This is a genomic window from Olsenella phocaeensis, from assembly GCF_048189965.1.
Lineage (GTDB): Bacteria > Actinomycetota > Coriobacteriia > Coriobacteriales > Atopobiaceae > Olsenella_I > Olsenella_I phocaeensis.
On the sequence record NZ_DBEZHV010000014.1, the window covers coordinates 1 to 24,951 of the forward strand.

Genomic DNA, 24,951 nt, shown 5'->3' on the forward strand with positions numbered 1-24,951 from the left:
CGCCCAGGCTGCGCAGCTCCTCCCCCATGTAGCGCGCCATCTCGTGCTGGAACGGCGTGGAGGGCACCTCCCCGTCGTTCAGCGGGTCGGACTCGGAGTCTATCTGCACGTAGCGCATGAAGCGCTCGACCACGTCCGGAAGCTCGGCGTCGTGCGCCGCCTGCCCTTCGTCTGCCATCTTCCTCTCCCCTTCTCGGCGTCGCCGCACGGAGCGGAGCCCGTGTGCCCTGCGCTGCGAATTTGGGCCGCCACTTTTGATGCGGCCGAAAAACTGCGCATTGGTTTTGTGGAGGCCTCCGCAATCCTGGCCAAACGCCAGACTTCTTCACAATTGGGCGCTTCCGTGCGCAGTTTTTCGCGCACGGAAGCGCCCGTCAAGGCCCGAAGCGACGAGCTAGTCCTCGTCGGCCAGACGCTGGACCATGGCCAGCAGGGACTGGGCGCTGTTGAAGTTGGCGGGGACGATCTCCTTTGCGGGCACGGCGACGTCGAACTCGTCGTCGATGGCGCTCACGATGGAGAGGATGTCGAAGGAGTCGAGAATGCGCTCGTCGATGAGGGTGGTGCAGTTGGCGTAGTCCACGCCCTCCTTCACGTCGTTGAGCAGGTCGATCATGGCGTCGAGGTCGATGTCCATGCTGTCTCCCATCTGGGTCGTTCTGGCGGTTTGCGTATGGTCACGGGCCTGGCTGCCGCGCGGGACGGCGCGAAGCCGGGAAGAGTCTAGGCGTGCGATGTGGAAGGCGTGTTGAGGACGCTCGTCTGGACCCAGTCGCGCGCAAGCGTCACGCTGCCGTCCTCCTCCACGAGCAGGACGCGCGGCATCGTCCGGCTCAGGAAGAGGTGGATGCCCTCGGTGACGGAGTAGGCGCCGAGGTTCCTCAGGGCCAGGACGTCCCCCATGCGCAGGTCGTCCATAGGGAGGCTGCGCACGAGCACGTCGGCGGTGGTGCAGAGGCTGCCGCAGAGGCTCCACTCGCGCGCGCCGGACGTCGCGGGGCCAAGCGGGGCGGGGCCCCCGGGCACCACTGCGCTTCCGCGCCCGGCAGCACTGAGGTCCTGGATCACGGGCAGCTTCATGCCCATCATCTGCCCCAGGTAGGTGACGTGGTTCATGCCACCATCCACGAAGGCGTAGTGGGTGCCCTCGTTGGACTTGAGGTCCACGATGCCCGTGAGGTAGCTGCCGCACTCGGTGGCGAAGAAGCGCCCCATCTCCACCGTGAGCTCGACCTTGCCGGCGACCCTTCGCAGGTCCTGGGCGATCTGGTGGGCGGGGGCAAGCGTGTCCTGGAAGTCCTCGCCCTCAAAGAGGGGCACGGCCAGGCCGGGCCCGTACTCGAGGCGTCGGGGGCGCCAGCCGTGACCGCGTTCGAGTTCGTCGAGCAGGTCCTCGAGCCTCTGCAGCTCGCGTGCCTGGTGCTTGAGCTTGCGGCGCTGGGTGCCCACGAAGTAGTGGATGCCCACAAGCTCCGTCGCGGGGAAGTTCTGGCGCTCGTCCACGATGGAGGTCAGGTCCTCGAGCGACATGCCAAACTGGCTGCCCCCGTTGAGCCTGAGCAGCACCGGGACGACCTTCCCCGCCTCCATGGCGCAGCGCTCGACCAGCTCGAACTGGAGGCGAGACTCCGCCGTGAAGACGCCCACGCCGTACGCGAGCGCCTCCCTCACGTCGTCCTCTCGCTTGCACACGCCGGAGTACACGATCGCCTGGGGGTCGATGCCCAGGGACTCGCAGATGCTGAGCTCGCCGGGGCTGCAGACCTCGAGCTTGAGGCCCTCCTCCGCCGCAGCTCGGGCGAGGAAGGGGTTGGCCTTGATGGAGTAGCAGAGTCGCACCTCAGGCCCGAAGGCCTCCCCCACCTCGCGCAGGCGCCGGCGGAAGGGGCCCAGCTCGAAGACGAAGCTCGGGGTGCCGAAGTCCCTGGCGAGCGAGAGGAGCTCGTCTCCCGTGGCGAAGCCCCCCTCGGGGGCGAGCTTGCTGTACTGCCGGCTCATCGGCGCGCTCCCATCTGCGCCAGCTCGGCGCGGTCTATCTTGCCGTTCTTGGTGAGGGGCATCTGGTCCAGGCGGCGGACCTGTCGCGGGACCATGTAGGGGGGCAGCCTCTTTCCCAGCGCGTCGAGGAGCTCGTCCTCCGTGGGAGCGCCCAGGTAGAAGAGGCGGATGCGCTTGCGGCGCGCGTCATAGACGCAGCAGGCGCGCTCCACGCCCTCCACGGCCTGCGCCGCGGCCTCGATGTCTCCCAGCTCGATGCGCTGTCCCAGGTGCTTGATCTGGTGGTCCTTGCGCGAGGCGTAGACCAGGTCGCCCCGCTCGTCGTAGCAGGCGAGGTCGCCCGTGCGGTACACGGGCTCGAGCCAGCGGCGGTTGAGGGGGCTCTGGACGAAGGCGGCGGCGGTCTTCTCCCCGTCGCCCAGGTATCCCAGGCCCAGGGCGGTGCCGCCCACGCAGACCTCGCCCTCGACGCCGGGGGACGTGACCTCGCCCCCGTCCTCGTCCAGCAGGAAGACGCGCTCGTTGGGGAAGGCGCGTCCCATGGGAATGACCTCGTCGTCCTGGTAGTCGCGCTCGACCTCGAAGTAGGTGCAGTTGCAGGTGATCTCGGTCGGGCCATAGAGGTTCACGAAGCGGGCGCCGGGAAGGAAGCTCCGCCAGACGCGCAGCTGCTTGGGGGGCATGACCTCGCCGGAGAAGAGGACGCGCCGCACCGTCCGGGGGACGCGGTAGTCGAAGCCGTGCATGATCGAGACGAAGCAGAGGGCGCTCACGGCCCACACCAGGGTGGTCACCTGGCCGTCCGCCAGGTAGTCCATGAGGGTCGTGGGGTTGGAGAAGTAGGGCCGCGGGATGATGCGCAGGGTCGCCCCGCGGCAGAGGCTCGAGTAGATGTCCTTGACCGAGACGTCGAAGTCGAAGGGTGCCTGGTTGCCCAGGACGTCCTCCGCGTCGATCCCGAAGGTCTGGGTGAAGGTCGGGATGAAGTCGATGACCGAGCGGTGGGACACCACGACGCCCTTGGGCGTGCCCGTGCTGCCGCTGGTGAAGTTGACGTAGAGGGGGTCGACGTCGATCGCCGACGCGCGCACCGAGGCGAGCGCGTCGGCGTCCGCCCGCGGGAAGGCGAGCGCCTCGTCGACGAGGGCGACCCTCGTGCCCGTCCCCTCGAGGGCACGGCGCGCGGCCTCCTCGTTGGCGCGGTCGGTGAGGACCAGGGCGGGTTCCAGGGCCCGGCAGATCGCCTGGATGCGCCCGTCGGGCTGACGCACGTCGAGCACGGAGTAGAAGCCCCCGGCATACACGCCGCCCAGCATGCAGCAGAGGGCGTCCGTGCTCTTCTCGAGGTAGAGGGCGAGGGCCTGGCGCGGAGCCATGCCCTGTGCGACGAGCCAGCTCCCCACCCGACGGGAGCGGTCGAGTAGCTCGGCGTAGCTCAGCTGGGAGTCGGGGTCGACCACGGCCAGCTTGTCAGGCCTGAGCGATGCCTGGCCCTCGAGCCATTCGAGCACGTTTCTCATGTTCCTGCCTTTCCCGCGCCGTCTCGGGTGCCGTCCGCCTCGCGGACGTGCCAGGACGGCGCGACTAGTACGTGACCAGGATATTGGAGCGACGGTCGAACTCCGCCGTGGAGCCCACGAGACGGGCGCGCACGTAGACGACCTTCTCCCCGTGACCCGTGACGGGCAGGTCGAAGGTGGGGTCCTCGCTCCAGTCACGGACCAGCGCGGTGTCGTTGGAGCCCCTCTCGCCCACGTAGTACTGGTACTCGACCTTACGACCCAGGCCAGCGTAGGGTGTCGCCGTGACGCGAACCACACCGTCGCCGGGCTCCTCGTCGAGGGTCACCGCAGACAGCCTGTCTATGGAGCCGAGGTACTCGTCCCAACCGTCATACGAGTAGAAGTCGGACGTCACGTCCTGGCCCGTCTCAACGCGCGCGAGGAGCTCGCCAAAGGCCTTGGTGAAGCGCGCGGCGCCGTTGGCATTGAGGTGCTCGCCGTCCAGGAAGTCCGACTCGTCGGCCACGTATGCCGAGCCCCGGGCGAGGTTGAAGTCGAGGAAGCGGAAGCCCGCGTCTGTCACTACCTTTTGGGCGCGCGGCATCTGCTGGGGGTAGTAGTCGCCATAGCAGAGCACGTTGAAGGTGGGGCATGGGGCGACGACCACCGTCAGCTCGACCCCGTTGCTGCGGCAGAGGTCGCAGATGCGGCGCAGCGCGTCGAGGGTGTCGTCGCGGAAGGGCTTCCTGCCGTACTGGGACGAGAAGAGCAGCTCCTTCGCGTTGGTGTAGTCGATCACGAAGTCGTAGTTGCCATAGCCCTTGCCCTGGTAGTGCCAGTTGGGGTCGCGCTGCTTGACCGCCTCGAGCTGCGTGGTGCCGCCCAGGCGCTGGCGCAGGTTCTGGCTCACGGCGCGCGGGCCCATGCCCACGCGGTTGAAGGTCCAGGGGAAGAGGAAGTTGAGCGACTGGCTGGTCCCCGCGAACTCGTGGCTGCTCATGAGCCCCCACAGGGCGCGGGCGCGGTATCCCAGCGGCTGTCCCTCGCAGCGGGCCAGGAGGTAGGCCATGCGGGCGTTGGGGTAGGAGCCCTCGGAGAAGCTCGCGTAGTCCACGCCCAGGATCGCCCGCTTCACGTGATGGTCGCGGATGGCCTGCTCTATGCCTATGTAGGAGTCCTCGAGCGACTGCGCCGACGAGGAGAGGCTGAAGGAGCTGGCGCCGAGGGTGCCGTCGAGCACCTGGAGGTCGAGGGAGCGCTCAGACACCGAGGAGCCCACGACGATGGTATCTATGTCCTGGCCTGCCATGGAGCGGTACTCCGACCAGCGAACGGAGCTCAGGCTGCCATAGGGGTCGAGGAGCAGCGTGGCAAGGACGTTGGCGAGGGCGAGAAGGGCCAGGGTCACCAGGGTGCCGAGCGCTCGGCGAGCCCAGGTGCGACGGCGACCGGGGACGACGTCCGTGTCCATGGGCACCTCCCTCCCGCTAGAAGTTCGCATACATGAACCCTCCCGCGCCGCCGATCGAGAACGCGTACGAGGACGCGATGAGGAAGAGCAGGGCCACATAGGCGCAGGTCCTGACCAAGAGGCCGCGCGAGAGCACTAGCTCGCGCACGTCATGCCCACGCTCCTCGACGAGGCTCACCGCGAAGATGGCCACGCAGCCTATGATCGCGATGTAGCTGACACCAAGCGGCCCCGCCGCCTTGGGCCCGAAGAGTTCGGCCAGGGTGGGCTTCATCAGCTGCGGCGCGAAGTTGAGGAAGGTTGCCCTCAAGCAGGTGAGGGAGTCGCCGAAGTCGTAGATGCGGTCGAAGTACCAGCCCAGGTTGACCACCAGGAAGGTGCGCAGGGTCGCCCAGACGCGCCAGAGACGGGGGTGGGAGTCGGCGCCGAGCGTCGTGCGCATGCGGGCGAAGGCCGGCGAGAACAGGTCCGCCGCAGCGATGACCAGGCCGTTGTAGAGGCCCCAGGCCACGTAATGGACCTCCGCGCCGTGCCAGACGCCCACGATGAGGAAGACCAGCACGTTGGCGCAGCAAGCCGGCAGCGTCCGCCCGAGGTGGCGTCCCAGCCTCTCTCCCGACCAGCGGCCGAGGGCCTTCATGGGACGAGTGAGGGCGAAGGGATAGAAGACGTAGTCGCGCATCCACGCGCCGAGCGAGACGTGCCAGCGCCTCCAGAAGTCGGCGAGCGAGACGGCGAAGTAGGGGCGCTTGAAGTTGGGGGCCATCCGCACGCCCAGGAGCTCCGAGGCGGCGAGCACCATGTCGATGCCGCCGGAGAAGTCGGCGTACTGCTGGGCGGAGTAGAGCAGGATCCCGAGGACGACGACCGACCCGGGCATGCCCGCGTCCACGGACGAGAAGATGGCGTCAATCCTGCCAGAGAGGACGTTGGCAACGGCGTACTTCTTCATGGCGCCGAAGAGGAAGAGGAGGAGCGCCCGACGCGCGCGGTCCCAGTCGGCGCGGTTGCGACCCAGGAGCTGGGGGGCGAGGTCTGCCCAACGGTTGATGGGACCCTGGATGAGCTGGGGAAAGTACGAGACGAAGAGCAGGTAGCGCGGGAGGCTGCGCTCCGCCTCCACCCTGCCGTTGTAGCAGTCGAGCAGGTAGCCCACGGCCTGGAAGGTGTAGAAGGAGATGCCCAGGGGAAGCACCAGCCCCAGGCTCGAGGGCGAGGGGGCCGCGCCCGCCTGCCAGAGGATGACGTTCCAGTACTTGAGGTAGCCCAGCGCCCCCAGGCAGCAGGCGAGGGCCGCCAGGAGCACGACGCGACGCAGCCGAGCGAAGCGAGCCTTGATCTCCTTCTTCACCGCCCGGTCGGGGGCGGCCTTGCGACGGTCGCGGCATTCGGCGTCAAGCCGGGCCAGGGCGAGGCCAGCCGCCCAGGTGACGGCCGCCGTGGCAATGACGAGCCAGAGCGTGGGAAGGCCGCCCATGAGGCAGTAAAAGCAGAGGCTGCCGGCAAGGAGCACGACCCACTGTCCCCGGCCGAGGATGCGGCCCACGCCAAAGTAGGTGAGGGCGAGGGCGGCGAGGAAGAGGACGAAGTTGAGGGAATAGAGCTCCAAGCGGGCACCTCACCTTCCTTTCTTGCCCCGCGTCGTCTGACGGGGCATCCGAGGTGCTCGGCTGCCCGCGCTCAAGATAAAAACGTTTCAGCACTCCAACTGTGACAGGCAATCGGGCGAATGGCAGCGCCTACGGCGCGAAACCATCGAAATCGCCAGAATCCCCATATGCGGGCTGAACGAGGAGGGTTGATTGCGTCTGATCCTAGGACGGGGAGGACCTGCCAGGGCGCGCGCCACGAAGGGGCGTGCGGGATGTCCGGCCCTTGGACGGGGAGATGAAGCCTATGCGTTGCGCTTCCGGTAACGGGGGTAGAGCTACGCGTTGCGCTTCCGGTGGCGGACGCGTGGCCTCCTGGCCTTCGCGCTCCCCTCCATGATCGTGTGAACCGCCTCGCGGATGTTGGGAGGCGTGCGCTGGTAGAGGTCGGCGAACTCGAAGTAGCCGTCCTCGGCGAGGTAGCCGCGACGGGTGCCGCCGGCGGGGTCGCCGCCGTCCTCGATGCCGAAGAGCTCGTTGGGCGTGCACGAGAGGACCCGGCAGACGTCCCAGACGTAGCGGGACTTCAGGCTGTTGCGACCCACCTCCCAGGCGTTGTAGGTCGACGGCCCGACGCCGAGCTCCGTGGCGACGTCGGCCTGGCTCTTGCCCGACCTCACCCTCAGCTCCTTGAGCCTCAGCCTTCGTTCCACCGTCCGTCTCCCATGCGCCGACCTGCCTGCATGGGGCCATTCTTTATGAGGACACGCCGGCCGAATATATGGACCATGTCGAAACGTCTGAGTTGGTCACCAATATCCACGTACCGTAGACTTTGTAATGCACGCGAAGGCAGAAACGAGCTTGAAACCCACGAACGGAGAGCCATGGATGACGAGAGGGACTTCACCGCCCCGGACCCGAGCCAACCGTACCGGTTGGACGGGACCGACAGGACCGTCACCTATGCGGAGATGACCGCAGAGATAGACCCCGAGCTCCTTCCCTGCAGCAACGCGGACCTGGAGCTTCTGCTCTCGCTCATGGGCGCGACGCCGGTGGAGAGGGGCTGAGACGCGGACGCCTGCGGGCGGCCACGGGCCCCAGCACGGGGGCTGGAGTCATTCTCCCTCGAAATGCGAGGCCGCACGCCTTCGAAAAGTGAGGCAATTCTCCCTCTAAAAGTGAGGCAATTCTCCCTCTAAAAGTGATGCTCCAAATGCTCAAAAAGTGAGATGCTAAGAAAACCGCAGGTAAAAGCTATCGAGCAGAGCACTAACGAGGAGGCAAACATGAGGCTGCAGCAGCTGCGCTACGTCATAGCCGTCGCCGAGGCGGGGTCGATCAACGCCGTCGCCCATACGCTCTTCGTCTCGCAGTCGAGCCTTTCCGTCGCAATCAAGGAGCTCGAGGCCGAGATGGGCATCTCCATCTTCAACCGCTCGAGCCGCGGGATCTCGCTCACCAGCGAGGGCGTGGAGTTCCTGAGCTACGCCCGCCAGGTGGTGGAGCAGGCCGACCTCCTCCAGAGCCGCTACGCCGGCGACCGCACGAGCGCCTCACGGAGGCTCTCCGTCTCGTCCCAGCACTACGCCTTCGCGGTGAACGCCTTCATCGACTTCGTGTCCGAGCACGACGACGGCAGCTGCGAGTTCACCCTGCGCGAGACCCGCACCGCCGACGTAATCGAGGACGTCCGCGGCTTCAGGAGCGACCTTGGCATCCTCTACCTGGGCACCTCCAACGAACGCGCGCTGCAGCGGCGCTTCGACGAGGCGGGTCTCACCTTCACCTCGCTCTTCAAGGCACGTCCCCACGTCTTCGTCCACGAGGGCCACCCGCTCGCGCGGCTCGGCACGGTGCGGGTCAAGGACCTCGCGCGCTGGCCACGCTACACCTTCGAGCAGGGGCCCCAGAGCTCGCTCTTCTACTCCGAGGAGCCTCTGAGCACCCTGCCGCACGAGCGGCGCATCGTAGCCAGCGACCGCGCAACGATGACGAGCCTCCTGCGCGACTACGAGGGCTTCCTGGTGTCCACCGGCGTGAGGTCGGACGAGATGTACTCGGGCATCGTGTCGCTCCCGCTCGAGACCGACGAGGTCATGAACGTGGGCTACGTCGTCCACTCCGAACGGTGCCTGAGCGAGCTTGCGCGGACGTACATCAAGAAGCTGAACGCTCTGATCGTCGGCTTCGACGACCAGAGCGTCCTGGTCCCGTCCAAGGGCGCGCTCAGGGACAGGTGAGAGGGGCGGGCACGGGCGCCTAGCGGGCGGCGTCCTCCGCGACCTTGCGCGAGAGCACGAGCACGGCGAGCGACGCGAGCAGGAGCAACGCGGCCAGGACGAGCGCCACGAGCCTGCCGCCCATCTGCACGCAGGCCACGGCCAGCACGTTGGCCACGAGCAGAACCCAGGCCGACGCCTTCTGGTCTGCCACGCGACGGGGCGCGTTTGCCGCCCGGGCGAGGCGGGCGCCAAGGACGACGCTCACGACGCCCGAGACGAGCGCCACGAGCCCCAGGACGAACCCACCCAGCGGCGCGCTGCCGTTGGAGACGTCGCCCGGCAGCATGCCCAGCTCGAGGAGCACGCCCTCGGCCAAGGTCACCACACCCAAGAGCAGCACGGCTATGGAGAGGACCTTCAGGCCCTTCTGCGCTCCCATCATGAGGAGCTCCCTTCCCTCGCTTGGCCCCGACGTGCCGCCGAGGCCCCACGTTTCTCTCCCCCGATGATACCCAAGGGCCCGCCAGTCGCGACGCCGCGACCGCAGGCGAAGGCGCGCTGCGTTGCGGAGGGTGGCACGCAGGCGTAAAGTCAGCAAGGCGAGAGGACCTGCGTCCGTGCCTTGTGGGCCAGGAGGTGCCAGCCGGAGCGCCACGCGCCCGCGCCACGTCGGCACAGCACGTCCCTCTCGCCCCACGCCAACCGCCCCTGACGCGACCCGCGCGCCCCGCCCCCATCCCAGACTTGGAGCCCCATGCCCGCCGACCTCACCCCCACACCCCAGGAACCCTTGGACCAGAGGGACGTCGCCTCGTTGGGACAGCTCGTGCCCTGGCCGGACGACGAGCACTTCCCCGACATCCCCGCCGAGGACGCCCTCGAGCTCTTCCTGGGCTGGGTCGAGTCGCGCGGCGTCACCCTCTGGGAGCACCAGGAGGAGGCCCTGCTCGACCTCGCGTCCGGCAGCCACGTGATCCTGGGCACGCCAACGGGCTCGGGCAAGTCCATGGTCGCCCTGGGCCTCTGCTTCATGGCCATGTGCACCGACCGCCGCAGCTACTACACCGCACCCATCAAGGCCCTGGTGAGCGAGAAGTTCTTCGACATGGTCGAGCTGCTGGGCAGGGACAACGTGGGCATGGTCACCGGCGACGTCACCATCAACCCCGCCGCGCCCGTCGTGTGCTGCACGGCCGAGATCCTGGCCAACCTCGCGCTCTCGGAGGGCGCCCGCGCCGACGTGGGCTGCGTCGCCATGGACGAGTTCCACTTCTTCGGCGACCGCGACCGCGGCTGGGCCTGGCAGGTCCCCCTGCTCACCCTCCCCCACGTGCAGTTCCTCCTGATGAGCGCCACCCTGGGCGACGTCAGCGCCATCGCCGCCTCGCTCGAGGGGCACACGGAGCGCGCCTGCGAGCTCGTGCTGGACGCCGAGCGACCCGTGCCCCTGGAGTACCGCTTCGTGGACACGGGACTCGAGGGCACGGTCGAGCTTGCCCTGAAGGACGGCGACGCCCCCCTCTACGTCGTGCACTTCTCGCAGGACAGCGCCCTCGCCAGCGCGCAGTCGCTCGCGAGCTACGGCGTGAGCACCCGCGAGCAGCGCGACGCCATCAAGGAGGCCGTCAAGGGCACGCGCTTCACCACCACCTTTGGCAAGACCCTGCGCCGCCTGCTCCTCTCGGGCGTGGGCGTGCACCACGCGGGCATGCTCCCCCGCTACCGCCTCCTGGTGGAGAAGCTCGCCCAGCAGGGGCTCCTTCCCGTCATCTGTGGGACCGACACCCTGGGCGTGGGCATCAACGTGCCCATCCACACCGTCCTCCTCACCGCGCTCAGCAAGTTCGACGGAAGGCGCATGCGCAGGCTCTCGGCCCGCGAGTTCCACCAGATCGCCGGGCGCGCGGGCAGATCGGGCTTCGACACGGAGGGCCTGGTCATCGCCCAGGCGACCGAGTACGAGATAGAGAACGCCCGCGCCCTGGCCAAGGCCGGTGGCGACCCCAAGAAGGCTCGCAAGATCAAGACCAAGAAGCCGCCCGAGGGCTTCGTGGGGTGGAACAGGCAGACCTTCGAGCGGCTCGTCGAGGCCACGCCCGAGACCCTGCGTCCCCACATGAAGGTCACCCACTCCATGGTGCTGGGCGAGGTGGAGCAGGGCGGCGACGCACATGAGCGCGTGATGCGCCTCGTGGAGGACTCCCAGCAGACCGAGGAGCAGAAGCTGCGCCTGCGCGTCCGCGCGGACGAGATCTTCGCGACCCTGATCGACGCCGGCGTGGTGTCGCGCGAGGAGGCCACGGACGGAAGCCTCGCCTTCGACGGAAGCCCGTCGGCGAGCTACGCCCTCACCGTCAACCTGCCCGAGGACTTCGCCCTGGACCAGCCGCTCTCGCCCTTCCTGCTCGCGTCGCTCGAGCTCCTGGACCCCGAGTCGCCCGACTACGCGCTCGACCTCATCAGCATGGTGGAGGCGACGCTCGAGGACCCGCGCCAGATACTGCGCGTCCAGGAGCGCCATGCCCGCGACGAGGCGATGGCGCAGATGAAGGCCGACGGCATCGACTACGACGAGCGGATTGACCGCATCCAGGAGGTCAGCTACCCCAAGCCCCTCGAGGAGCTGCTTGGGGAGGCCTTCGCGCGCTACTGCGAGCAGGTGCCTTGGGCGCGTGACTTCGAGCTGTCACCCAAGAGCGTGCTGCGCGACATGGTCGAGACCGCGAGCGACTTCAAGGGCTACGTGGCCCGCTATGGCATCGCCCGGAGCGAGGGGACGCTGCTGCGCTACCTGAGCGACGCCTACCGCGTGCTGAGCCGCACGGTCCCCGCGTCGAAGCTGGACGAGAGGCTCGAAGAGGTCGTGGACTGGCTGGACCTGGTGGTGCGCACCGTGGACTCGAGCCTCGTGGACGAGTGGTCCGGCCTGGGATCGCGGGACGAGGACGGGCTGGACGCCGCGGCGCCACAGGAGGCGGACGTCGTCGTGCGCGACCGGCGCGGCCTCACGCTCTTGGTGCGCAACGCCCTCTGGAGGCGCGTGCGGGCGGCGGCGGTGCGCGACGCTACGACCCTGGGCGCGATGGACGAGGAGTGGGGTTGGCGAGAGAGGCGCTGGCAGGCGGCGCTGAGCGAGCTCTTCGGGGAGCACGACGAGATCCTGCTGGACGGGGACGCCAGGAGCTCGGCCTACCTCTGGGTCGACGAGGCGGACGAGCGCGAGGGGCACGTCTGGCACGTAAGGCAGATGTTCCATGACGCGGACGGCGACGACGACTTCGGCATCGCCGCGGACGTGGACCTAGACGAGACGCAGGCCGAGGGCAGCGTCGTCTTCGCCAGCTACCGCGTCGGCTTCGTCGAGGACCTGCGGGCCTAGGCCTAGGCCTCTGCCCCTCTCCCCTTCCCCCCCTCGCGAGTGCGCAATCTGAAAGCTTCAGTTTGCGCACTCGAGGCTTCTCTCGCCTGCATTTGCCCAGGAAAGTGAGAAAGAACCCTGCCGAGTGCGCAATTTGACTCATTCAGTTTGCACACTCGGGCTGCAGGGCACTCTGACTAGGCTGGCATCTACCCTCGAGTGCGCAAATCAGTACGTTCAGCTTGCGCACTCGGGCGGACGACGGCCACGGGGGAGCAGTCGTCGGAGGAGAATCCTGCGCCGGGTACGCAGCTCGGGGTCCCCGAGCAGGTCAAGTCGCTCTCGCGCAAGCCGCTTCCCCATGTGCCTCGACGAAGACGAAATCACTCGAGCCAGAAGCGTCTCAGCAGCCGCAGGCGTGCGCAAGTCATCGAAGACAATGGGGCAGGCGACGATGCCAAGTGCCGCGTAGTCCTGCATCCTACGAACGTCCTCCCTTCGCTGCTCCGCCAGGTCGTGCCATTCCCCGCTGTCATACTCAAGTGCGAGCTCCAGGCCAGGGAAGTACAGGTCGGGCCTGAGCCTCCGGTGTTGGACTCCCCTTCCAGACGGCCCGAGGTCCAAAGGCTGGTTGACCAGGGGCTTCTCGAGACCGATGCCACCCAGCTCTGGCGGAAGGCTCAGGAGCAGTGCGAGAAGCGACTCCATCGGGGACGCGGCACTCTCCACTGCCAGATGCGCGGCCTGCCTTGCCAGTGCAATGCCACGCATGCGCGAGCAGCCAGCCAAGAAGCCAGAGAAGTCCTCGAGGCGCTGGAGTGGCCTGAGCCCATACGTACAGGCTCCCCGCAAGGGGTCCCGTGGGTCCCTGCCGTAGCTGCCGCACATCTCGTTTGTGAACTCCGTTAGGTCGACGAGGGCGGCAAAGTCCTCAAGGATGCCCCTTCGGATGCGCCTCTGCCGGTCTCGGGCAAGCTGCAAGAGGCTGAGCTGGGGAACGTCTATCGCAAACCCATGCGTCCCAGGCTTCAGAAGCGGGGACGACAGGCCCAGGAAGGCGGTCGCGGGAAACTCGACCGAACACATGTCACTTGCCACGAGACGATGCCGAACCCTATGCCCCGGGTCCGGGGCATGAAGGCGCAATGGATGCGCTGCATTGATGGCGAGAAGACCAGAGAGCCGGTCGACCGCGACGTCACCCAGGCGCTCGTAGGGGCATGCCGACCTCCTCACTCGCCGCAAGCCCGTTGGCGCGACCGTGACCTGATTGTCAATCCTGCTCCTGCGCAGCAATTCCAGGGAGCTGCCGCCCGACACGAAGATATCCATGCGGCGAGACTAGCAACGCAAGCTCGCAGGTACCTCGTTGGCAGCTTGCCGCAGACTGCCAGCAGATTGGGGTTGATGTATGCAAGGCTCGTTTGCGCAGTTCAGCCATGACACCAACCTGCAGCTAACGCTTAAGTTGCCTGCCGTCGAACCGACGTGGGAACACACTCGTCACAGAAAGCCCACGGACTACCCCGCTTGGACAAGCTCCGCGCTTCCTCATCCCGCTTGCCCCTCTCTCCGCTCGCCTCTTTCCCCTCCCCGTGTCTCCTCTCGCGAGTGCGCAATCTGAATGCCTTGAATTGCGCACTCAACACAATTAAGCAGCGTGTTTGCCCAGGAAAGGAGGAGGCATGGGTAGTCGAATGCGCAATCTGAAGCTTTAAGTTTGTGCACTCGCGAGGGGGAGGGAGAGAAAAATGGCGAGAGGGGCGCCTGGCCTTCGCCGCAGCGTCCCTCTCGCCTGGAAGTACCTCTTGGCGGAAGCCGGACCGCCGCAGCGGCATCGTCTCCTGCCGTGCAGACGCCCCGCCTCCTGCCGCGCGGGTGGCTGCCCCCCTGCCCCACGTCCGCCTTCTACGAGGTTACCTCTTGTCCGCCTTCTGTGTGATTACCTCGTGCTCTCCTGCTCCCTTACCTCACGCCTGCCTTGCGCTTGGCGCGCTCGATCTCGGCCAGCTGCTCGGGGGACAGCCTGATTCCGTGCACCGCCGCGCTCTCCGCGCGCTCGTCCACGATGCAGTCGGTGTAGCTACGCTGGTAGCGGGTCTCGTCCACATAGGGCGCCACCACGCGCTCGGTGGGGTCGTCGGGATTCTGGACCCTGAACGCCCCGCCGTTCCTGAAGTTCTCCTTCGCCACCGAGATCATCAGCTTGATGCGGTTGAGCTGGTTGACCTCCGACGCACCGGGGTCGTAGTCGACGGCCACGATGTTGGACTCCGGGTGCATCTGGCGCAGCCTCTTGATGACCGACTTGCCCACGACGTGGTTGGGCAGGCAGGCGAAGGGCGAGGCGCAGACGATGTTGGGGGTGCCGCTCTCGATGAGGTCCACCATCTCGGCCGTGAGCAGCCAGCCCTCGCCCATGGTGTTGCAGAGCGAGAGGACCTGCTTGGCCTTGGCGGCGAGCTCGAAGATGTCGATGTAGGGCTCGAAGCGCTCGGACCTCTCGAGCATGCGGTTGATCGGCGCGCGCATGCCCTCGATCAGCTTGATGCCAGCACCGTGCGTGAGGCGGCTCGTCGCCTTGGTGCCCAGCTCGTCCTTCATGTTGATCTGGTTGGAGGTGCCGAAGAGGAAGAAGTCCACGAGCCCCGGGACGTCAGCCTCGCAGCCCTCGCCCTCGATCACGTCCACGACCTGGTTGTTGGCCGTGGGGTGGAACTTGACGAGGATCTCGCCCACCACGCCGACGCGAGGCTTGCTGCGGTCGTCGACCAGCGGCAGCGCGTCGAAGCGGTCGACGGTATCCTGGCACAGGCGGTAGAAGCTCTTGCGGTCGGTGCGGCAGATCAGCGTCTTGGCACGGCTCATGAAGTGGTCGAAGAGCCGGTTGGCGGCACCGGCCTCGGCCTCGTAGGGACGGGTGCGGTACAGGAGCTTCATCAGCAGGTCGCCGTAGAGCAGGCCGTAGACGGCCTTGACGATGAGGCCGGGCCTCAGGATCTGGAAGCCGGGGTTGTCCTCGTCGAGCCCGCCCGCGACGGAGAGCGAGATTACGGGAACGTCCTCGTGGCCCGAGTCCTTCAGGGCCTTGCGAATGAGCGCGATGTAGTTGGTGGCGCGGCAGCCACCGCCGGTCTGGGAGATGAGCACGGCCGTGCGCGAGAGGTCGTACTTGCCCGAGAGCACCGCCTCCATGATCTGGCCCGTGACCAGGATCGAGGGATAGCAGATGTCGTTGTTGACGTACTTGAGACCGGTGTCGACGGCCTTGTGGTCGACGGAGGGTAGGAGCACCACGTTGTAGCCCTCGGAGCGCAGGAGCTCCTCCACAATCTCGAAGTGGATAGGAGACATCTGGGGGGCGAGGATGGTGTAGCCCTCGGCCTGCATCTGCTTGGTGTAGCGCACCTTCTTGACCGCGGCGCTCTTTGCCTCGCGGTACACCGGGGTGCGACGGCTGAGGTCGGTCTGGCGCGCGTGCTCCAGCGAGCCGTCCGCCAGGCGCACGCCGACGGGGGCCGCCTCGCCGGCGACGCCGGCCGCGGTCTGGCGCTCGAGCTCGGCGCGCTGCTCCTTGAGCGCGGCCATGAGCGAGCGCACGCGGATGCGGGCGGCGCCCAAGTTGCTCACCTCGTCGATCTTGAGCACGGTGTAGATCTTGCCCGAGGCCTCCAGGATCTCCTGCACCTGGTCGGTGGTGAGGGCGTCCAGGCCGCAGCCGAAGCTGTTGAGCTGGATGAGGTCGAGGTCGTTGCGGCTGGCCACGAAGCGAGCGGCGCGGTACAGGCGGCTGTGGTACATCCACTGGTCGACCACGCGGATGGGCCGCTCGGGCTGCATCTTGTGGGCGACGGAGTCCTCGGTGAGAACCGCGAACCCAAAGGAGTGCAGGAGCTCCGGGATGGCGTGGTTGATCTCGGGGTCGTTGTGGTAGGGGCGGCCCGCCAGGACGATGCCGTGTGCGTCGTTGTCCTCGATCCACTGCAGGACCTCGTCGCCCAGGCGGTGCATCTGGTCCTTGAAGGCCAGGTCCTCCTCCCAGGCCGCGTTCACGGCGGCGTCGATCTCCTGGCGCGTGATCGCCTCTCCCCTGAAGCGGCCCTTGCCGGCGCGTGCGTCCTCGGCCCTCTGGACGGCGATGAGCTCGTACAGGCGGCGCTTGAGCTCGCGCTTGTCGTCGTAGGGGATGAAGGGCGCCAGGTACTCGACCTTGTCGGAGGCGAGCTCGTCCACGTTGAGCTCCAGCGCCTGCGGATAGCTCATGACGATGGGACAGTTGTAGTGGTTGGTGGCGCTGCCGTCCTCGGTGCGCTCCCAGCGGATGCAGGGCATCCAGATGAAGTCCGGGTCCTTGGCCAGGAGGTTCATGACGTGGCCGTGGCTCAGCTTGGCCGGGTAGCAGACGGACTCGGAGGGCATGGACTCGATGCCCGCCTCGTAGGTCCTCTTGGTGGTCTGGTCGCTCAGCACGACCGAGAAGCCGAGCTCGGTGAAGAAGCGGTGCCAGAAGGGGTAGTTCTCGTACATGTTGAGCGCGCGGGGGATGCCCACCGTGCCGCGGGGCGCCTCGTCGGGCGCAAGCCCCTTGCGGTCGAAGAGCAGCTTGTTCTTGGTGGCGAAGAGGTTGGGCGCCTTGCTCTGCTCCCTCTTTGACTTGCCCGCGCCCTTCTCGCAGCGGTTGCCCGTGACGAAGCGGTGGCCCCCGCCGAAGTCGTTGATGGTGAGCTGGCAGTTGTTGGAGCAGCGGCCGCAGTGGGTCTGGATGCGCTTGACCTCGAGGGTGTCGATGGCGACGCGCGGCAGCAGTGTGGAGGTGCCGCTCGCACCGGCGCGGTCACGGGCCAGGAGAGCCGCACCGTAGGCGCCCATGACGCCGGCGATGTCGGGGCGGATCACGTCGCGGCCGGTGAGCAGCTCGAAGGCGCGCAGGGTGGCGTCGCTCATGAAGGTGCCGCCCTGGACCACGACGTACTTGCCAATCTGGTCGTAGTCGCGCAGCTTGATGACCTTGAACAGGGCGTTCTTAATCACGGAGTACGAGAGGCCCGCGGCCACGTCGCCGATGGTCGCCCCCTCCTTCTGCGCCTGCTTCACGCGGGAGTTCATGAAGACGGTGCAGCGGCTGCCCAGGTCGATGGGCCTCTCTCCCCCGACTGCTGCCTTGGCGAACTCCTGCACGGTCATGCCCATGGAGTCGGCGAAGTTGGCGATGAAGGAGCCGCAGCCGGCCGAGCACGCCTCGTTGAGCATGATGTGCTCGATGACGCCGCCCTTGACCTGCAGGCACTTCATGTCCTGGCCGCCGATGTCCAGGATGAACTCGACGTCGGGCACGAAGGCCTTGGCACCACGCAGGTGCGCCACGGTCTCGATCTCTCCGGAGTCGGCGCGCAGGGCCTCGATGAGGATGCCCTCGCCGTAGCCGGTGGTGGTCACGTGCCCGATGGCGCAGTCCTCGGGCACGTGGTCGTAGATGTCGTCCATGATCTTGCGGGCGGTGCCCAGGATGTCGCCGTTGTTGTTGTCGTACCAGGTGTAGAGGAGCTGTCCGGCCTCGCCCACGACGGCCGCCTTCATGGTGGTGGAGCCGGCGTCGATGCCTATGAACACGCGACCGTGGTAGTCCTCGAGCCGTCCCTTGGGCACGACCTGCTTGTCGTGACGCTCCTTGAAGGCGCGATAGTCGTCCTCGGTGGCGAAGAGCGGGTCGAGGCGCGCGACCTCGGAGCCCTGGGTGCCCTTGAGGCTGGCAAGGGCGTCGACGACCTCGCTGAAGGTGACGTGCTTGTCGGACTCCCCGGCGAGGGCGGCACCCGTCGCCACGAAGAGGTGGGCGTTGGCGGGGATGACGCGGTGCTCCTCGTCCAAGTGCAGCGTCTCGTAGAAGCGCTTGCGCAGCTCGGAGAGGTACTGCAGGGGCCCGCCCAGGAAGGCCACGTAGCCGCGGATGGGGTGCCCGCAGGCGAGGCCCGACACGGTCTGGTTGGCCACGGCCTGGAAGATGGAGGCGGCCACGTCCGCGGGGGCGGCGCCCTCGTTGAGCAGCGGCTGCACGTCTGACTTGGCGAAGACGCCGCAGCGGCTCGCGATGGGGTAGATGTGCGTGGCCTCCTTGGCCATCTGGTTGAGGCCCGAGGCGTCCGTGCGCATGAGCGAGGCCATCTGGTCGATGAAGGCGCCCGTTCCGCCGGCGCAGGTGCCGTTCATGCGCTGCTCGATGCCGTTGTCGAAGTAGATGATCTTGGCATCCTCGCCGCCCAGCTCGATGGCGCAGTCGGTCTGGGGGATGAGGGCCTCGACCGCGCGCTTCGAGGCGATGACCTCCTGCACGAACTCGAGGTCGAGCCACCTGGCGAGCAGCATGCCGCCGGAGCCGGTGATGGACACGCGCATGGAGGGGTCGCCGATGACCGAGCGGGCTCGCTCGAAGAGGGCCTTCGCGGTGGCTCGCACGTCGGTGTGGTGACGTTCGTAGTTCGCGTAGACCAGGTGGTTGCGGGCGTCGATGACGGCGAGCTTGACCGTGGTGGAGCCCACGTCGATGCCCAGCCTGAGCTCGGCGTGCCCCAGGTCGACGGGGTTGGCGGGGCTGAGCTCCGCCCCCTGCTGCCTCAGCTCCACTCCCTGCGTGGCCTCTGCCTGCGCCGCGTTGGAACCTGCGTGGTTAGTCATCGCTTGACTCCTTAATTCCAAGAAGGGAGAGGCCCAGGGCGTCGACGTCGAACTGCAGCGACTTGCCGTAGAGGTCTCCGGGCCTGACGAACAGGAGGGCGGTCATGACACGCGCCATGTCGCCCACGTCCTCGCGCATCCCCGCCGAGAGCCAGCGCGCGAGGACGCCGACCTCGGCCGAGATGACGAAGGTGAGGTAGTAGTCGAAGAAGGGGATGGCGCGCAGGTCCAGCCCGTCGAGCGCACGGTCCTGTACCACCTCGCGCACCATGAGCTTGATGCGCTCGGCGAAGGCAGGGTCTCCCCCCTCGCCCAGAAGGGGGCTCAGGTAGGGGCGGGACCTGAAGTACTCGAGGAGCCCCACCGCGCCGGGAGCCGGCTCGAGCCGGGCGATGACCCTCTGGAGCTCGTCCAGGTTGACGGCGGAGAGCCGTGCGACGCGGCTCCTGAGCTCGTCGATGGTCCGCTCCTCGAGCGAGGACACGAGGTCGGGGATGTCCCGGTAGTGGGAGTAGAAGGTGCGCCTCGTGATGCCTGCGCGGTCCGAGACGGCGGTGACCGTGACCTGGGAGAGGTCGCCCGTCACCTCGATCTCTTCCGCGAGGGCGTCGCGCAGGGCACGCCTCGTGCGCACGACGCGTCGGTCGGCGCTCGCCGCCGTGGCGGCGCTCTTCTGGCGAGGGGCCTGTCGCATGCCGCGACTCCTTCCCTGTTGGCAGTCACTTCGCACCCTGTGAAGTATGTTACAGCGTGGGAATTATTGCACAAGGCGAGAAGTATCACCAGACGAGAGTGACGGGCGCACGTCGCTCACACATTCGGCCAGGCCGCGACAAGAAAGGCGCGCCCCTCTCCCCTCACGAATCGTCAGACGCCAAGATGGCTTCAGCCCAACTCGCAAATCCGTACAACCTGTTGTTGCGCAAGGCGTCGAGCTCCTCGCCCCACCCTCGCGGTGGATGTCGCTTCTCGCTCACCAGCACCTTAAGGGCGTCAAAGACCACCTGCGAGCGCGAGCTCGCCAGTTCCAGCAGAAAGGCATCTGGATGGCGCGCCGTCACGCCAAACTGCCGCAGGACGGAGTCGGGGAAGTCTTTGAGGTTGTACGTGACGATGGTGCCCGCGCCCGCGGCGATTGCGGCACGCACCACATGCACGTCGTCCAAGTCCGGAAGGTCAAGGCCAGGTGGCCGCCTCGCAAGCTTTACCTGGGCAAACGGAAATGCCTTGTTGGCAGCGTCAAAGATGGCATCGCCCGCGTTGCCACGAATGCGCTAGTTCGCCCTCCTGGCTTCTTCGATGATGCGTTTGGACCAGACGGGCTCGAATACCTCGGCGTCGGCAAGCGTGAGCAGCACGTCAAGCGTCCATGTCGTGACGAAGACGTTTGCGTCAAGGACAGCAAGCTGCATTGCGGCTAGCCGAGACCGTCAAGGTACGATGACAGGTCCGTATCATAGAAGCCCGCCTCGTCTGCGGCATCCCTCATCTCTTCGAGCGCGGCAGACCGCTGCGCGCGCACTCTCAACGCAAGGGACACGACATCCTCCATAGCGACCCTCCTGTGGTGGTTGCCGCCGATGCGCTCGCACGGCAGCTCCCTCCGGTCAATCATGCGAGCGACGGTCCTGCGAGACACGCCGAGGACCTTCGCTGCCGTTCCCGTGCCGACGAGGTGCGGACCACGACCCTTGCCCTCTGAAGGCGAGGAGAGGACCTGAGCCACCTGTTTGGCAAGCTCATAGGCCTCCTGGGTGAGCCGCATGCGGTCCCCCTGCGCGCTCACGAGGTAGGGACACGTAGTGGGAACAAGAGTCGTGGTATGCATTTCTTCTCCCTCCCTCGTCTGTCTTGGCTGCATTCATCTTAGCAAAAACGGTCAAAACGGACATCTCGGCACAAGAAGGCGCGCCCCTCTCCCCCGCAAGACGCAGGTGAGAGGGGCGCACGACGATCCAGCGGCAATCTGTGCCCTAGAGCTCGATCTCCTTGCCGGCGACGAACTTGGCGGCAAGCCTGCCACCCTCGTCGGCGAGGTAGCAGTAGCGCTCGAGGCGCTGCTCCACGCTCAGCTCGCGCGGCGAACGGATGCCGGAGTCGTCCAGCACGAGCGCGTCGAAGTCGAAGCCCTCGTCCAGGCTGCCCACCTTGCCGAAGAACGAGCCGCCGCCCAGGGTGGCGATCCAGAAGGCCTCCTGGATGGTGAGCGACGGGAGCTCCTGGTCGACGCAGCGCCAGCGCAGCTTGGAGCAGCCCACGGCGTCGGCGACGGCGCGGAACATGTTGAGGCTCGCGCCGCCGGCCACGTCGGTGCCCAGGCCGACGTTGACGCCGCGGCGCAGGTAGTCGCGGATGGGTGCGATGCCCGACGAGAGGAAGGCGTTGGACTGGGGGCAGTGCGCCACGTAGGTGCCCGTCGCCCTCAGGAGCTCGACCTCCTCGGGCGTCGAGTAGTTGCAGTGGGCCATGATGGTCTTGGAGTTGCCGCCCAAGAGGCCGAAGTGGTCGTAGGTCTGGCCGTAGCAGCTCGACCAGGGGCAGAGGCCCTTTACCCAGTCGATCTCGGACAGGTTCTCGGAGAGGTGCGACTGCACGGGAAGGCCCGTCTCGGCCTTGATCTTGCCGAGGCCCTCCATGAGCTCGTCAGAGCAGGTGGGCGTGAAGCGCGGGGTGAGGATGGGCAGGGTGTTCTGGTAGCGGCCGCTCACGTCCGCGAGCCAGGAGCGCGTCGCCTCGAGGGACGCCTCGGCGGTCTGGTCGCTGAGGTAGTCGGGGCTGTTGCGGTCCATGTTGACCTTGCCCACATAGGTCTTGAGGCCCGTCGCCTCGAGCTTGTCCATGAGCAGTTCGGTGCCCGGCACGTGCATGGTGCCGAAGACGACGGCCCTCGTGGTGAACGACCTCTGGAGGTCGTCGGCGAAGATCGAGTAGCCCTTCTCCGCATAGGCGAGGTCGGCGTACTTGCTCTCCTCGGGGAAGGTGTAGGTGTTAAGCCAGTCGAGAAGCTCCAGGTCCATGGCGATGCCACGGAAGCCGTACTGCGGCGCGTGCACGTGGATGTCGTTGAGGCCGGGGACGATCAGGGCATGGCCGAAGTCGCGCAGGGGTAGCTGGGCATAGCGCTCGGGCAGCTCCTCGAAGACGCCGGCGGACGCGCCGTCGACGCAGACCACGTAGCCTGCCTCGAGCGTGCGGAACTCGGTCTGGGACACGTTGTAGCAGACGTCACCCTTGAGTACGAACGACTTGCCTTCCATGGGTTCTCCAATCCTAAGAGAGGTCCAGCATGTCGCGCGACGGGCCGCAGGCTCGGTCTGGCCCCGGCCGCGGCCCACCGCGATTCTCCTATATGACCAGGTACTTGAGGACGAACAGCACGGCCAGCGCGTACATCATGGGGCTGATGGTGCGCCTGCGCTCCTCGCCGGCGGCGAGGTTGACCACCACGTAGACGATGATGCCCAGGCAGATGCCCTCGGCGATGCTGTAGGTGAAGGGCATGGCGATGGTGCAGACGAAGGCGGGCAGCCCCTCGCAGACGTTGCCGAAGTCGACCCCGAAGAGGGCGCCCATCATCGAGAAGCCCACCATGATCAGGGCAGGCGCGGTGGCGAACATGGGAATCGCCAGGAAGAAGGGCGAGAGGAGAAGCGAGAGCACGAACATGACGGCGACCGTGAGCGAGGTGAGCCCGGTGCGGCCGCCCGAGGTGATGCCGGCGGCGCACTCGACCGAGACGCAAGTGGGCGAGTTGCCGAAGACCGCGGCGACCATGGTGGTCAGGGACTCCGCCACGAGCGCGCCCTTGGTGTGGGCAAGGTTGCCATCCTCGTCGAGGAGGCCGGCCTTGGAGGCCGCGCCGACGAGGGTGCCCACGGTGTCGAAGAGCGAGGCGAAGAGGATGGCCATGACGACGGTGAGGAAGCCGAGGTCGGTGATGTGGCTGAAGTCGAGCTGCATGAAGGTGGGCGCCAGCGAGGGCACGGAGAGCCCGCGCGAGAAGTCGGGCAGGACGCTGTTGAAGCCCGCCGCCGGATCAGGCACATAGACGCCGGCGAGCTGGCAGACGATGCCCAGAGCCCAGGTGATGAGGATGCCCAGCAGGATGTCGCCCTTCACGTGCTTGGACGAGAGGATGCCGGTGATGATGACGCCCACGAGCGCGAGCACCACCGAAATGCCTGCCGTGGAGAAGCTGCCGTCAGCGAGGCTCTCGTGGATGTTGAAGAGCCCCACGAGGGTGGCGTCGTTGCCCACGATGATGCCGGCGCCCTTGAGGCCGATGAGGGCCACGAAGAGGCCGATGCCCGCGGTGATGGCGAGCTTCAGGCTCTGCGGGATGGCGTTGAAGACGAGGTCGCGCAGCTTGGTGACCGAGAGCAGCAGGAAGATGAGGCCCTCAACGAAGCAGGCGGCAAGGCCCACCTGCCAGCTGTAGCCCATGCCAAGGCATACGGTGTAGGCGAAGTAGGCATTGAGCCCCAGGCTCGGACCCAGGATGAAGGGATAGTTGGTCATGAGGCCCATGAGGCAGGTGCCGATGAAGGTGACCACCGCGGTCGCCGTGAACACCGCGCCGCTGTCCATCCCCGACTGTGCGAGCACGGAGGGGTTGACGGCCAGGATGTAGGCCACGGTGACGAAGGTGGTGAGGCCGGCGATCACCTCCGTGCGGATGTTGGTCCCACGTTCCTCCAGATGGAACAACCTCTGTAGTGCTGCTTGCATAGAACCCTCCCTTGCTTGCCTGGAGGGGTGCAGGTCCCCCCGGCGCAGGGGCGCGGCGCCCATGGGCGTCTCGCTCCGTCCCCTCCACGTGCCAACTAAAAACCAATTTTTCTTACTCACAAACTTTCTGTCTGCATCTTGACCATAGACTTATGCTTGCCTCCTGAATTTTTTCTTCTAGGCGAGCGGTCGCTATTTCTGGGCGTACGTAACGAAAGTTCCTGCAGCCTAAGCATGAGTTTATATTCATGTGCTTCATAAAGATTACGAAATGAGTGTCATATGCGGTTTTATGTGCACGATATTCTCTAATTTTTCTATTTTCTTGATAATGAATTCCCTTTTTGAAGAGTTTTGCGTCGTGTTTATAACATCCATGTTAAAGGAGGCGAGAACTGCACCACCGAAGGGGACTTCGGGCGCAAACTGCCCTGCAAGCGCACGGAGCAACCCCCGGGCGCGACGGGGACGGCCACGAAGACCGCCCGAAGCAAATAGGGACGGAGACCCATCATGAGCATCAGCATCTCTCGCCGTAGCTTTCTCGCCAGCTGTGGGCTAGGCCTCGCCGCCGGGCTCGCCGGCTGTTCCACGCAGGGAGGGGGCTCCGCCGGCGGCACGGCGGGATCCGCGACGGAGGCGGGCTACACCCTCGTCGAGCCCGGGAAGCTCACGATGATCAGCAACTTCTACTTCCCGCCCTTCGTCTCGATGAACGCCGACACGGGCGACTACGAGGGCTTCGACGTCGACCTCTACAAGGCGGTGTGCGAGAAGCTCGGGCTCGAGCCCAACATCCTGCCCACGGTGCAGTTCGACACCATCGTCCCCACCATCAAGCAGGGCGGCAAGGCCGACGTGTCCCTGGGTGCCGTCACCATCACCGACAAGCGCCTGCAAGAGATCGACTTCAGCGACCCCTACCTGGACTCCAACCAGGCCATCGTCGTCAAGCAGGGCAGCGCCGCCACGACGGCGGACGCCCTCAACGCCTCCGGGACCCAGATTGCCGTGCAATCCGGCACCACCGGCGAGGCATGGTCGCGCGAGAACCTCCCCAACGCCACCATCGTCCCTTTGGACGACATCATCCAGTGCCTGACCGGCGTCCAGACCGGCCTCTACGCCGCTTCCGTCTGCGACCTGCCCGTCGCAAGCTACGAGATCAGCAGCGCCTACGCAGACCTGGTCATCCCCGACGGCGGCCAAATCCCGACCGGCGAGCAGTACGGCATCGTCGTGAGCAAGGACAACCCCAAGCTCACCCAGGCGATCAACGATGCCCTTGTCGAGCTGCAGTCAGACGGGACGCAGGACCAGATCGAGCAGAAGTGGTTCGGCTCCACGATCTAGCACGTGGGATCTAGCACGTGGGTCGTCGCGGGGAAGGGGCGTGGCGGTCAGA

The 24,951-nt window shown here is 66.6% G+C and carries 19 protein-coding genes; 5 read left to right on the forward strand and 14 right to left on the reverse strand.

Going from position 1 to position 24,951, the window contains the following annotated elements:
- Positions 1-394: 394 nt before the first annotated feature.
- The 6 genes from ACMPH2_RS07190 to ACMPH2_RS07215 all read right to left on the reverse strand — a co-directional run bounded on the left by ACMPH2_RS07190 (position 395) and on the right by ACMPH2_RS07215 (position 7,273).
- Positions 395-637, reverse strand: a complete 243-nt coding sequence (locus ACMPH2_RS07190; protein WP_062529894.1) for a hypothetical protein — start codon at positions 635-637, stop codon at positions 395-397.
- Positions 638-723: 86 nt separating this feature from the next.
- On the reverse strand, positions 724-1,998 hold the full coding sequence (locus tag ACMPH2_RS07195; protein ID WP_417119061.1) for a diaminopimelate decarboxylase family protein: 1,275 nt from the start codon (positions 1,996-1,998) through the stop codon (positions 724-726).
- Entirely contained in the window at positions 1,995-3,518 is a 1,524-nt protein-coding gene (locus tag ACMPH2_RS07200) for an amino acid adenylation domain-containing protein (RefSeq protein ID WP_417119062.1), read from the reverse strand. The genes ACMPH2_RS07195 and ACMPH2_RS07200 overlap by 4 nt, the downstream gene beginning before the upstream one ends.
- 64 nt (positions 3,519-3,582) lie before the next feature.
- Positions 3,583-4,971: a hypothetical protein gene (locus ACMPH2_RS07205; RefSeq protein ID WP_009279592.1), complete on the reverse strand. Its 1,389-nt coding sequence runs from the start codon at positions 4,969-4,971 to the stop codon at positions 3,583-3,585.
- Between the two features lie 16 nt (positions 4,972-4,987).
- Positions 4,988-6,580 carry an MBOAT family O-acyltransferase gene (locus ACMPH2_RS07210; RefSeq protein ID WP_417119063.1) on the reverse strand — a complete coding sequence of 531 codons (1,593 nt, stop codon included), beginning with the start codon at positions 6,578-6,580 and terminating at the stop codon, positions 4,988-4,990.
- 318 nt (positions 6,581-6,898) lie between these two features.
- Positions 6,899-7,273, reverse strand: coding sequence for a helix-turn-helix transcriptional regulator (locus tag ACMPH2_RS07215; protein WP_417119064.1), 375 nt, complete (start codon positions 7,271-7,273; stop codon positions 6,899-6,901).
- A 174-nt stretch (positions 7,274-7,447) separates the two neighbouring features.
- On the opposite strand from ACMPH2_RS07215, the gene ACMPH2_RS07220 reads away from it, so the two are divergent.
- Both ACMPH2_RS07220 and ACMPH2_RS07225 read left to right on the forward strand, forming a co-directional pair.
- Positions 7,448-7,633, forward strand: coding sequence for a hypothetical protein (locus ACMPH2_RS07220; RefSeq protein ID WP_009279595.1), 186 nt, complete (start codon positions 7,448-7,450; stop codon positions 7,631-7,633).
- A 219-nt stretch (positions 7,634-7,852) separates the two neighbouring features.
- Entirely contained in the window at positions 7,853-8,806 is a 954-nt protein-coding gene (locus ACMPH2_RS07225; protein ID WP_417119065.1) for a LysR family transcriptional regulator, read from the forward strand.
- 19 nt (positions 8,807-8,825) lie between these two features.
- Here ACMPH2_RS07225 and ACMPH2_RS07230 read toward each other — a convergent pair whose 3' ends face one another.
- Positions 8,826-9,230, reverse strand: a complete 405-nt coding sequence (locus tag ACMPH2_RS07230) for a hypothetical protein (RefSeq protein ID WP_009279597.1) — start codon at positions 9,228-9,230, stop codon at positions 8,826-8,828.
- Positions 9,231-9,542: 312 nt separating this feature from the next.
- On the opposite strand from ACMPH2_RS07230, the gene ACMPH2_RS07235 reads away from it, so the two are divergent.
- The gene (locus ACMPH2_RS07235; RefSeq protein ID WP_417119066.1) at positions 9,543-12,167 is read left to right on the forward strand and encodes a DEAD/DEAH box helicase; all 2,625 of its coding nucleotides are present in this window, start codon (positions 9,543-9,545) and stop codon (positions 12,165-12,167) included.
- Between the two features lie 216 nt (positions 12,168-12,383).
- Here ACMPH2_RS07235 and ACMPH2_RS07240 read toward each other — a convergent pair whose 3' ends face one another.
- From ACMPH2_RS07240 to ACMPH2_RS09735, 4 genes are all read right to left on the reverse strand, one after another.
- Positions 12,384-13,478: a hypothetical protein gene (locus tag ACMPH2_RS07240; protein WP_417119067.1), complete on the reverse strand. Its 1,095-nt coding sequence runs from the start codon at positions 13,476-13,478 to the stop codon at positions 12,384-12,386.
- A 633-nt stretch (positions 13,479-14,111) separates the two neighbouring features.
- Positions 14,112-18,818, reverse strand: coding sequence for an acyl-CoA dehydratase activase-related protein (locus ACMPH2_RS07245; protein WP_417119068.1), 4,707 nt, complete (start codon positions 18,816-18,818; stop codon positions 14,112-14,114).
- Positions 18,811-19,512, reverse strand: coding sequence for a TetR/AcrR family transcriptional regulator (locus tag ACMPH2_RS07250; protein ID WP_062529878.1), 702 nt, complete (start codon positions 19,510-19,512; stop codon positions 18,811-18,813). Before ACMPH2_RS07250 ends, ACMPH2_RS07245 begins: the two co-directional genes overlap by 8 nt.
- 163 nt (positions 19,513-19,675) lie before the next feature.
- Entirely contained in the window at positions 19,676-19,975 is a 300-nt protein-coding gene (locus ACMPH2_RS09735; protein WP_471752471.1) for a VapC50 family PIN domain-containing toxin, read from the reverse strand.
- Between ACMPH2_RS09735 and ACMPH2_RS07255 the strand changes: the two genes are divergently transcribed.
- On the forward strand, positions 19,865-20,239 hold the full coding sequence (locus tag ACMPH2_RS07255; protein WP_231782226.1) for a hypothetical protein: 375 nt from the start codon (positions 19,865-19,867) through the stop codon (positions 20,237-20,239). The genes ACMPH2_RS09735 and ACMPH2_RS07255 overlap by 111 nt on opposite strands.
- On the opposite strand, the gene ACMPH2_RS07260 is transcribed toward ACMPH2_RS07255, so the two are convergent.
- From ACMPH2_RS07260 to ACMPH2_RS07270, 3 genes are all read right to left on the reverse strand, one after another.
- On the reverse strand, positions 20,236-20,583 hold the full coding sequence (locus ACMPH2_RS07260; protein WP_197414921.1) for a helix-turn-helix domain-containing protein: 348 nt from the start codon (positions 20,581-20,583) through the stop codon (positions 20,236-20,238). The genes ACMPH2_RS07255 and ACMPH2_RS07260 overlap by 4 nt on opposite strands.
- Before the next feature lie 208 nt (positions 20,584-20,791).
- Positions 20,792-22,075, reverse strand: a complete 1,284-nt coding sequence (locus ACMPH2_RS07265) for an amidohydrolase family protein (RefSeq protein WP_072500280.1) — start codon at positions 22,073-22,075, stop codon at positions 20,792-20,794.
- 88 nt (positions 22,076-22,163) lie between these two features.
- The gene (locus tag ACMPH2_RS07270) at positions 22,164-23,546 is read right to left on the reverse strand and encodes an NCS2 family permease (protein ID WP_072500281.1); all 1,383 of its coding nucleotides are present in this window, start codon (positions 23,544-23,546) and stop codon (positions 22,164-22,166) included.
- Positions 23,547-24,059: 513 nt separating this feature from the next.
- Between ACMPH2_RS07270 and ACMPH2_RS07275 the strand changes: the two genes are divergently transcribed.
- A complete protein-coding gene (locus tag ACMPH2_RS07275; RefSeq protein WP_417119069.1) occupies positions 24,060-24,899 on the forward strand; it encodes an ABC transporter substrate-binding protein in 840 nt (279 codons plus the stop codon).
- Positions 24,900-24,951 lie beyond the last annotated feature (52 nt).

Excerpts from the sequence above, each read along its gene's own strand:
- ACMPH2_RS07190 (WP_062529894.1), bottom strand. The coding sequence starts at position 637 with ATGGACATCGACCTCGACGCCATGATCGACCTGCTCAACGACGTGAAG.
- ACMPH2_RS07195 (WP_417119061.1), bottom strand. The coding sequence starts at position 1,998 with ATGAGCCGGCAGTACAGCAAGCTCGCCCCCGAGGGGGGCTTCGCCACG.
- ACMPH2_RS07200 (WP_417119062.1), bottom strand. The coding sequence starts at position 3,518 with ATGAGAAACGTGCTCGAATGGCTCGAGGGCCAGGCATCGCTCAGGCCT.
- ACMPH2_RS07205 (WP_009279592.1), bottom strand. The coding sequence starts at position 4,971 with ATGGACACGGACGTCGTCCCCGGTCGCCGTCGCACCTGGGCTCGCCGA.
- ACMPH2_RS07220 (WP_009279595.1), top strand. The coding sequence starts at position 7,448 with ATGGATGACGAGAGGGACTTCACCGCCCCGGACCCGAGCCAACCGTAC.
- ACMPH2_RS07225 (WP_417119065.1), top strand. The coding sequence starts at position 7,853 with ATGAGGCTGCAGCAGCTGCGCTACGTCATAGCCGTCGCCGAGGCGGGG.
- ACMPH2_RS07230 (WP_009279597.1), bottom strand. The coding sequence starts at position 9,230 with ATGATGGGAGCGCAGAAGGGCCTGAAGGTCCTCTCCATAGCCGTGCTG.
- ACMPH2_RS07235 (WP_417119066.1), top strand. The coding sequence starts at position 9,543 with ATGCCCGCCGACCTCACCCCCACACCCCAGGAACCCTTGGACCAGAGG.
- ACMPH2_RS07240 (WP_417119067.1), bottom strand. The coding sequence starts at position 13,478 with ATGGATATCTTCGTGTCGGGCGGCAGCTCCCTGGAATTGCTGCGCAGG.
- ACMPH2_RS07245 (WP_417119068.1), bottom strand. The coding sequence starts at position 18,818 with ATGACTAACCACGCAGGTTCCAACGCGGCGCAGGCAGAGGCCACGCAG.
- ACMPH2_RS07250 (WP_062529878.1), bottom strand. The coding sequence starts at position 19,512 with ATGCGACAGGCCCCTCGCCAGAAGAGCGCCGCCACGGCGGCGAGCGCC.
- ACMPH2_RS07255 (WP_231782226.1), top strand. The coding sequence starts at position 19,865 with ATGGCGCGCCGTCACGCCAAACTGCCGCAGGACGGAGTCGGGGAAGTC.
- ACMPH2_RS07260 (WP_197414921.1), bottom strand. The coding sequence starts at position 20,583 with ATGCGGCTCACCCAGGAGGCCTATGAGCTTGCCAAACAGGTGGCTCAG.
- ACMPH2_RS07265 (WP_072500280.1), bottom strand. The coding sequence starts at position 22,075 with ATGGAAGGCAAGTCGTTCGTACTCAAGGGTGACGTCTGCTACAACGTG.
- ACMPH2_RS07270 (WP_072500281.1), bottom strand. The coding sequence starts at position 23,546 with ATGCAAGCAGCACTACAGAGGTTGTTCCATCTGGAGGAACGTGGGACC.
- ACMPH2_RS07275 (WP_417119069.1), top strand. The coding sequence starts at position 24,060 with ATGAGCATCAGCATCTCTCGCCGTAGCTTTCTCGCCAGCTGTGGGCTA.